The 8,715-nt window shown below is 46.7% G+C and carries 7 protein-coding genes and 3 pseudogenes; 8 read left to right on the forward strand and 2 right to left on the reverse strand.

Annotation, left to right across the window (positions count from 1 at the left end; all coding sequences use genetic code 11):
* The first annotated feature begins 47 nt into the window (after positions 1-47).
* The 7 genes and pseudogenes from ccoN (at position 48) to EAO33_RS03310 (ending at position 4,765) form a co-directional block, all read left to right on the forward strand.
* Positions 48-1,546 (forward strand): annotated as a pseudogene (gene ccoN, locus EAO33_RS03280) (cytochrome-c oxidase, cbb3-type subunit I).
* 9 nt (positions 1,547-1,555) lie between these two features.
* Positions 1,556-2,263 carry a cytochrome-c oxidase, cbb3-type subunit II gene (gene ccoO, locus EAO33_RS03285; protein ID WP_120944959.1) on the forward strand — a complete coding sequence of 236 codons (708 nt, stop codon included), beginning with the start codon at positions 1,556-1,558 and terminating at the stop codon, positions 2,261-2,263.
* The gene (locus EAO33_RS03290) at positions 2,263-2,472 is read left to right on the forward strand and encodes a cytochrome c oxidase, cbb3-type, CcoQ subunit (protein WP_120944961.1); all 210 of its coding nucleotides are present in this window, start codon (positions 2,263-2,265) and stop codon (positions 2,470-2,472) included. Before ccoO ends, EAO33_RS03290 begins: the two co-directional genes overlap by 1 nt.
* Entirely contained in the window at positions 2,473-3,336 is an 864-nt protein-coding gene (gene ccoP / locus EAO33_RS03295; protein ID WP_120944963.1) for a cytochrome-c oxidase, cbb3-type subunit III, read from the forward strand. It abuts the gene before it with no gap.
* Positions 3,333-3,521 (forward strand): DUF4006 family protein, encoded by a 189-nt coding sequence (locus EAO33_RS03300; protein ID WP_235853025.1) that lies wholly within the window; start codon positions 3,333-3,335, stop codon positions 3,519-3,521. The genes ccoP and EAO33_RS03300 overlap by 4 nt, the downstream gene beginning before the upstream one ends.
* 106 nt (positions 3,522-3,627) lie before the next feature.
* Positions 3,628-4,221, forward strand: coding sequence for a hypothetical protein (locus EAO33_RS03305; protein WP_235853026.1), 594 nt, complete (start codon positions 3,628-3,630; stop codon positions 4,219-4,221).
* Positions 4,211-4,765, forward strand: coding sequence for a hypothetical protein (locus EAO33_RS03310; protein WP_120944965.1), 555 nt, complete (start codon positions 4,211-4,213; stop codon positions 4,763-4,765). The genes EAO33_RS03305 and EAO33_RS03310 overlap by 11 nt, the downstream gene beginning before the upstream one ends.
* Here the strand turns inward: EAO33_RS03310 and EAO33_RS09895 are convergent.
* Together EAO33_RS09895 and EAO33_RS03325 are read right to left on the reverse strand one after the other, a co-directional pair.
* Positions 4,755-5,590: pseudogene (locus tag EAO33_RS09895) on the reverse strand (outer membrane protein). The gene EAO33_RS03310 and the pseudogene EAO33_RS09895 sit on opposite strands and share 11 nt — an antisense overlap.
* Before the next feature lie 82 nt (positions 5,591-5,672).
* Positions 5,673-6,341: pseudogene (locus EAO33_RS03325) on the reverse strand (outer membrane protein); the annotation flags it as partial.
* Between the two features lie 550 nt (positions 6,342-6,891).
* Here EAO33_RS03325 and EAO33_RS03330 point away from each other — a divergent pair.
* Positions 6,892-8,553 (forward strand): BspA family leucine-rich repeat surface protein, encoded by a 1,662-nt coding sequence (locus EAO33_RS03330; protein WP_235853029.1) that lies wholly within the window; start codon positions 6,892-6,894, stop codon positions 8,551-8,553.
* Positions 8,554-8,715: the final 162 nt, after the last annotated feature.

Below are 8,715 nucleotides of genomic sequence, written 5' to 3' on the forward strand. Positions count from 1 at the left end.
TACTCAAGCCTTTTAAACTAGATTGAGGAGTGTGCATGGATGTTGGCATGCAACAAGGCTACGCCAAATCTGTTGGGGTAGCAAGGGGGGAGGTCGCGGAGTATGACTACTCTATAGCGCGCCTTTTCATTATCGCCATGATCGCCTTTGGGGTCATTGGCATGGTGATTGGCGTGATCTTGGCGTTCCAGCTGGCTTTTCCTAAACTCAATTACATCGCCGGAGAGTATAGTATCTTTGGGCGTTTGCGCCCCCTCCACACCAATGGGGTCATCTATGGCTTCACTTTGGGGGGTATTTGGGCGAGCTGGTATTATATCGGGCAAAGGGTCTTGAAGATCACCTACCACGACCACCCGTTTTTAAAGATGGTGGGCTATTTGCATTTTTGGGTGTGGATTGCGGCGTTGGTGGCGGGTGTAGTGAGCTTGCTTGCGGGCATCACCCAAAGTAAAGAATACGCCGAACTAGCTTGGCCTATTGATATTTTGGTGGTGATCGTGTGGGTGCTTTGGGGGGTTAGCATGTTTGGGAGCATGGGGGTTAGGCGCGAAAATACGATCTATGTATCCCTGTGGTATTACATCGCCACTTATGTGGGGATCGCCGTGCTGTATATCTTCAACAATCTTTCTATCCCTACCTACTTTGTGGCAAACATGGGGAGTGTGTGGCATTCCATTTCGCTTTATGCGGGCAGTAATGACGCGTTGGTGCAGTGGTGGTGGGGGCATAATGCGGTGGCCTTTGTCTTCACCAGCGGGGTGATTGGCACGATCTATTACTTCTTGCCCAAGGAAAGCGGACAACCTATTTTCTCTTACAAGCTCACCTTGTTTTCTTTTTGGAGTTTGATGTTTGTCTACATCTGGGCGGGTGGACACCACTTGATTTACTCCACCGTGCCTGATTGGGTGCAAACCCTCTCCTCTGTTTTTTCGGTGATCTTGATTTTGCCCTCTTGGGGGACAGCTATCAACATGCTACTCACTCTTAGAGGACAATGGCATCAACTCAAAGAATCGCCCTTGATCAAGTTTTTGGTCTTGGCTAGCACCTTTTACATGCTCTCCACCTTAGAAGGCTCCATCCAAGCGATCCGCTCTGTTAACGCGCTCGCCCACTTTACCGATTGGATCATCGGGCATGTGCATGACGGCGTGTTGGGCTGGGTGGGCTTTACAATGATCGCAGCGGTCTACCACATGGTGCCCCGCGTCTTCAAAAGAGAGTTGTATTCGGCTAAATTGATGGATGTGCAATTTTGGCTCATGACCTTGGGGATTGTGCTCTACTTCTCCTCCATGTGGGTGGCGGGCATCACACAGGGCATGATGTGGCGCGATGTGGATCAATACGGCAATTTAGTCTACCAATTCATCGACACCGTGCGGGTGTTGATCCCCTACTATGTGATTAGGGGTATAGGGGGTAGTTTGTATCTAGTTGGGTTCTTCATCTTCCTTTACAATGTGTTGATGACGATCCAAAAAGGGCGTGTGTTGGAGAAAGAACCGCTTACGCCACACCTATGGGTGTGCGCTAAGGAGTAGCCATGTTTGATTTCCTAGAAAAAAACCCGTTCTTTTTTACTCTAGCTTTCGTGGTTGCCTTTGCCATTGCGGGGATTGTAGAGATTCTGCCTAACTTCTTCAAGTCGGCTAGACCCATTGAGGGGCTAAAACCCTATAGCATTTTAGAAACCGCCGGACGGCAGGTTTACATCAAAGAGGGGTGCTATAATTGCCACTCCCAGCTTATCCGCCCTTTTCAAGCAGAAGTGCAACGCTATGGGGCTTATAGCTTGAGTGGGGAATACGCTTACGATCGCCCCTTTCTATGGGGTTCTAGACGCATTGGACCGGATTTGCACCGCGTGGGTGATGTGCGCACCACCGCTTGGCATGAAAAACACATGTTGGAGCCCACTAGCGTGGTGCCCGGAAGTATTATGCCCGCTTACAAACATCTCTTTGTCAAAGATAGCGATTTTGACACCGCCTATGCAGAGGCTTACGCAGAGAAAAAAATCTTTGGCGTGCCCTATGACACCCCCAATGGAGTCAAGCTAGGCGATATCAAAGAGGCTAAGAAACTCTTCTTAGAAGAGGCAAAAGCCATCGTAGACAACATGCAAAACCCCCAAATCGCCCAAGCTCTCAAGGAAGGGCGGGTTAAGGAGATTGTAGCCTTGATCGCCTATTTGAACAGCTTAGGGCAGTCTAGGATCGCCCACTCCACCCCCACTAAGGAGAATCATTGATGGATTTAGACACAATTAGAGGGCTTGCCTATGTCTTTTTTACAATCCTCTTCACGCTGTTTCTCTACGCCTACATCGTTAGCATGTATGTGAAAGACAAAAAGGGCATCACGGATTACGAACGCTATAGCCAACTCGCGCTCCAAGATGAGCTCCACGATGCGCCCATAGAACCCCGCCCATCTCTAAATCCGCACAAAAGAGGCTAAATGGATATTTTGAAAGACCATATCAATTTGTTTGCGCTAGGGGCAGCCCTAGTGATCTTGGTGCTCACTTTGAGCATGAGCTCCTCTTTATTCAAGGCGATGCGTGAGAAGACTAGTGGGGGCAATCTTTACAATGGGGGACACCAATACGATGGGATCGCTGAGTTTTTAAACAATATCCCCTCTGGGTGGATCATCAGCTTTTTAGCCATCATTGTGTGGGGTGTGTGGTATATTTTTCTTGGCTATCCGCTTTTCAATTACTCCCAAATTGGGGAATACAATAAAGAGATCGCCAAGTATAACCACAATTTTGAAGCGCGTTGGAAAAATTTGAGCGCTAAGGATTTGGAGCAAATGGGGCAGGGAATCTTTTTGGTGCAATGCTCACAATGCCATGGTCTAGAGGCGACCGGTTTAGATAACACCGCGCGTAATTTAGTGAATTGGGGTAAGGAGGCTGGGATTATGGAGATCATCAAACAGGGTTCTGTGGGCTTGGGTTATCAGGCTGTGGAGATGCCTCCCCTTGAAATGAGCGATGAGGACGCTAAAGCGGTTGCTAGCTATGTGATGGGAAAAATCTCTGATCTCAAGCACACCAGCAACCCGCAGTTGGTGCAAAAAGGTGAGACGATCTTTGCAAACATGTGCGCAAGTTGCCATGGGGCAGATGGCAAGGGGCAGGGTGGCATGGCAGCGGATTTAACCCACTATGGCACACAGGTGTTCCTCAAAGAGGTTCTGGACAAGGGTAAAAAGGGGCATATTGGGGAGATGCCTAGCTTTGCTTACCGGCATTTCAACGATATTCAGGTGCGCGCGCTCGCCCACTACATCCAGTCTTTGCGAGGAGAGGAATGATGAAATGGCTCAATGGTTTGTTAGGGTATTGGCTTGTGGTGGTGGTGCTCTTGGGCGTGGTGGCTTTTCTTGGCTTTAAGGCGGTGCGCATCCAGCAAGAAGAGGCCACACATTACTACAAGTTAGACACGGGCAAGATTCAAATGTTTGAAAAAGATCGCCAATTCTATCAGAGTAAGGAATAACATGTTTACGGGTATGGAAAAATTGCTAGGGTTGTTTCTCATCATTTTGTTTGTCATCTCAGTGGTGCTTTACTTCATTAAACCTACTTTCTTGTTTGCGGTTTAAGTGGGGCGCGCGCTTAGGCTGGTGCTCTTGCTATGGGGGGGGCTTTTAGCCGACCCGGGCTTTGTGCGTGGCAATGTGGCTTTGCACCTTGTGCCTAAGAGTGTGGCGTTAGTGCAACGCGTTTCTGCAGAATTGCAAGAAAAAACCGGGGTTTCTTTGGTGTTGTTTGTCGTAGATACAGGCTTGCAAGACAAGCAGGCGCGCTTAGATTACCAGCAGGCGCGCTTAAAAGAGTTAAAAAGTCCTTTTGTAGCGTTCTTTGCCTATTTTCAAGCCCAGAAAATTGCCATTGTTACCAATCCTGCCGATTTACTCAGCGTGGATCAGATATTTTTTGAGCGCATCGCGCCCTTTTTACCTAAGAAATGGGGAGATGATATGCAAGAGAACAACGCCCGCTTTTCCTTTGCCCTACTCAATGGTTACACCTACATGGCTGATGCGATCGCGCAAAAATACCGCGTGCATTTGCAAAACAATATCCAAGAAGAAAACCATAATAGTCTCATCAAAACAACGCTCTATGTCTTGCTCTGTTCTCTCTTAGCATTGTTTTTCTATGCCTATTTCTTTGGGAGAAACCATGAACGCTAGAGAAAAGAATTATTGGCCCTTGGGAATTTTAGCCATACTTTTGCTAGGGGTGGTTTTGGTGAGCGCGCTAGTGGTTGTTGCCATTAAGAACACCCCCCAAGACGACAACTCTTATTTAGAAAAACACACTTTCACAGACGCGCATATCAACACCATGCTAGCCCATTACCGCGCCTTCTTGCAAAATTACGATCTTGTGTTGTTGAGTCAAGATCAAAGTCTAACCCCTCTATTTCCCTATTATCTCACCCAAAGCACACCCACACTTTGGTTGCGCTTGCGCCATAATCAGGTGCGTATTGTGGTGGAAAAACTCCAGTCCCAAGCCCCCCCCTTAGAATTGTCCGTGCTTCTCATCAGGGGTAGGGATCACCTACAGCCTTTTAGAGAGCCCGAATGTGTGGAGAACACTAAACAGATTACCTGCCAGCTACACCCCTTTAATTTACCCTCAGAGGGGCATTACAAGATTCTCATTCGAGCGCGCTTTCAAGGGGAGAATATCCCCTTAATTCAGCCTGCTTATGCGCGCCCTAAAAAGTGAAAGTGTAATTGATATACCAAGAGTAAAGACGGCGGATATAGAGATTGCCATCGTTCTTGGTTTTCAAGAAGGGGTTTTTCTTCATCATGGGGAATTTGACCCCAGCCTCAATACTGCTGTGCTTTAGCAAGCGCACCCTACCCCCGACATTGAACAAGAATTGGAAGTTCGTAGGTTTTTTATCCAACCCCACATAAGTTAGGGCGACATCTTTAAAATCGGGCGTGGCTAAAATCCACGAATTGCCCGCAAATTGGATGCCCCCCACCACCCCTAAAGCCATCGCTTTGTTATTGATCACATTGAGCACAACATCTGCCCCTGCACCATAGGTGAGCATATTGGGGGCAATAGGCTTATTGCTCCCTATCAATTCCTGCAAGATACCCATGACATTGAGCTGGCAATTAGGTAAGCCCACATTGGGCAAACCGGGGGGGAGTCCAGGAATGGTAGGTGGCACAGGGATTGGCGGCACGGGAGGGGGTGTGGTGGGGGGTTTTACCACGGGGGCTTGGCACACCAGCGGGTTGCCAGAGGCGTTTTTCTTAGAGGCAAACTCAATGCCTTGTGCATGGGCGTAGTCAAAAAACCCATAAAGCTTAACCCCGACATACTTGAGCGGGAACAACTGGTAACCTATTTGGATTCCAAACCCCTTAGCGGGGCGGTAAGAGTTGTAGTTTTGCCTTTATCTTGCATTTGTAATTGCGCTTTACCTTGTTGGTAACCCCCCCCGATAAAAAGCCCACTCCCATCAGCGGCTCCTAACACAGAAACTAGAGAAACCAAAGAGAGGGCAATAAGAGATTTAGCACGCATCATTGTCCTTTACATGGATTTTTCTTAAAATCGGTTAATCGCGCTCGCGCTTAACCTTTATATAGATGCGCGCCTATGAATTAGCTTAAAAATCGCGTAGGTAACTAATCTGGAAAGCATAAAGACGGCGCACGCTGGCTTGCAAACTATCCCCATTGGCGTTTGTGATGCTAAAGTAGCGGTGCGTGATTGTGGGGATTTTGATCCCAAGCTCAATCCCATTGCGTTTAGCAAATTGTGCGCGGAACGCAAAATTCACCAGAAATTGGAAATTAGCCGGGCTGTAGCTGGAGTCCTTATGTGTTTTGGTGTAGTTTTGAATTTCTGTTTGGATAGAAGTCGCCCAGCTATCCCCAGCTAGCTGAAACCCTAGGGCTAAACCAACAATGAAATACTTGTTGGAGAAAAAATTATAGAGCATATCTAGCCCTGCTCCATAAGTGTAGAGATTGGCAGCATAAGCCCCAGCGTAACTATCTGTTTCTCTAAAGCTATAAGGACCAAAGCTAAAGGGCTGTTCTTTGGAAGTGATGACCCCAAAACGGCTGTGGTTATAGTCAAAAAAGCCAAAGTAGCGCAACCCAAAGGTGTGTTTCTTGCCAAAGAAGTGCTTGTAACCCACCTGCACGCCCACGCCCATTAGGGGGGGGAAACCCATGGTAGGGGTGTGTATGCCCGTGCTATTAGCATAGCGCACCATATTACCAAGACCGCTAGCTTGGTAGTTGAAGCCCGCAAAAAAACTAGATTGCTCGCCTAGAGGGGTTGGTTTTTTAGCAGAGGTGTTTTTTAAGAGAGCTGGTTTAGTTGGGGGAATATGATCGTGATCGCCCTCATTGGTATGTTCATGGTGTTGAATCTGCTCGATTTTCTTACTATCTTCTAGGAAGGGATCGCTTGGATTTGAACCGGGCGTGTCTGTTGGGCTGAAGCCCCTAATCCCTACGCCATGCAAGGGAAACGCGATTAAGGTGGCGATCATCAAACTCCGCGCCCACCCAGAGGAGAGCTCCCCATGCAACCCATTAGACATTCGAACATGCCACCCCATCATCTAAAAATCCTTAGTCTTATTTTATTAGTAATAATATTATCGTATTACTTAATACTTGCTAAAATATAAAAATTTTTTTTATATTCATAATGGAAACTAAAAATGTTTGCGCTCCATTGTCTTTTTAAGAGACTTCATGTTAGAATGCCAAGCTATATCATACCCTAGTATGCGTATATGCCCAGTTCATTGCGAGGTGAGCATGTCCCTTATCTTATGTTTAAAAAGCGTCTTGGAGGGGGTTCTTTTGGTGTTTTTGTTTCTGTGCCTGCCCTTGCATGCCCGTGTCATGTTTACTCCAAAAAGTAAAACCGAGTTACAATCGCTTTTAAAAAACCCCAACACCGCGCTCTCCCAAATCAACACGCGCTACATCACTGACATGAGCTACCTCTTTTGTCTACAAAGCCCTCTAGAGAGAAAAGGCATTTGCACTCCCTACCGTGAAGATTTCAGCGGGATTGAAACATGGGATGTCAGCCATGTAGAAAACATGGAGGGGTTATTTATGAATCAGGTGCGTTTCAACCAACCTCTCAAGAGCTGGAACACCGCTCGCGTGAGGAATTTCAGCTACATGTTTGCTAACGCGATCAGCTTCAACCAACCTTTAGCGCGCTGGAACACCGCTAAGGGTGTGGATTTTAGTTACATGTTTGCTAATGCCACTAATTTCAACCAACCCCTAAACGCGTGGAACACTTCTAGAGGCGTAGATTTTAGTTACATGTTTTACCGTGCCAAGTCTTTTAACCAACCTCTCAATCGTTGGAATCGCTGGAATCGCGCCCATAAACCCCGCCAAAACTTCAGCTACATGTTTGCCGATGCCACGCATTTTGACCAAGATCTCCACATGTGGAAAGGTTTACAGCAGGCTAATACACAGGGCATGTTTTTAGGTACACGGCTTGAAAGCGCCTCCGATGTTCCTAGCACCCCCTCTAATCTCTTCACCTTTTTGCACTACCCCCAAACCAAACAAGAACTCATCGCGCTATTAAAAGACCCCAGCGTGGCATTAGAAACTATCAACACCGGTCTCATTGAAGACATGAGTTACCTCTTTTGTAATAAAGAGAATATCTACGCGCGACTCCAACAGCTCCCTATCAAAAGTGGGATTTTATGGGAAGTGCAAGATAACGAATATGGCAAAATTGTGGAATTTTACCAACATTGCCATGCCTTAGAGGGACGCGCAGATTTGGAGGGTATCCAAACTTGGGATGTTAGCCATGTCAAAAATATGGAGGGGTTGTTTATGGGAAGAGAGGTGCGGGTGTCTTTAAATAATTGGGACACCAGTAGCGCAGAGAATATGAAAGCCATGTTTGCGCTCGCATCGTTTAATGCTCCCCTAGACGCATGGGAGATGCAACATGTCAAGGACACGAGCTTTATGTTTTATGGCTGTAAGGATTTCAACCAAAATCTCAACACATGGGATGTTAGCCATGTAGAAAACATGAGCTACATGTTTAGCTTGACCTATAACTTCAATGGCAAGATCGCGCATTGGAACCCAACTAATGCCACGAATTTACAGGGCATGTTCAAATACGCGACTAGCTTTAACCAACCCATAGGCGCATGGAATGTTAGCCATGTAACCAATATGTCCTATCTCTTTTATGGAGCTTTTGCCTTTAACCAACCTCTAAACACATGGGATACCAGCCATGTTACTGACATGCAAAAGATGTTTTTTTATGCCAAGAGTTTTAACCAGACCCTAGCAAACTGGAATACCAAAAAGGTGATGAATATGTATAAAATGTTTGCTTACACCCAAAACTTCAATCAGGATTTGAGCACATGGCACTTGCACCAAGCCAATGTGCGTTGCATGTTCTACCACGCTGTGGGGATGAAAATCTTGAACGCGTCTAAAGATTTTGATTGCACCTAACCCCTAAGCCCCCCTTAAGCTTTACAACGATAGAATGCGCTTTTGCCTAAGCAAATGTGAGTAGCTTGAAAGTTTTACCAATAGGACGCGTCTTTGAGGCTTTTATCTAAAGGGATGCATTCTTAGGATGGTGTTGCTTAAAGAGCGTTTGCTTAATGTTTT

It is taken from the genome of Helicobacter labacensis, assembly GCF_003660285.1.
Taxonomy (GTDB): domain Bacteria; phylum Campylobacterota; class Campylobacteria; order Campylobacterales; family Helicobacteraceae; genus Helicobacter; species Helicobacter labacensis.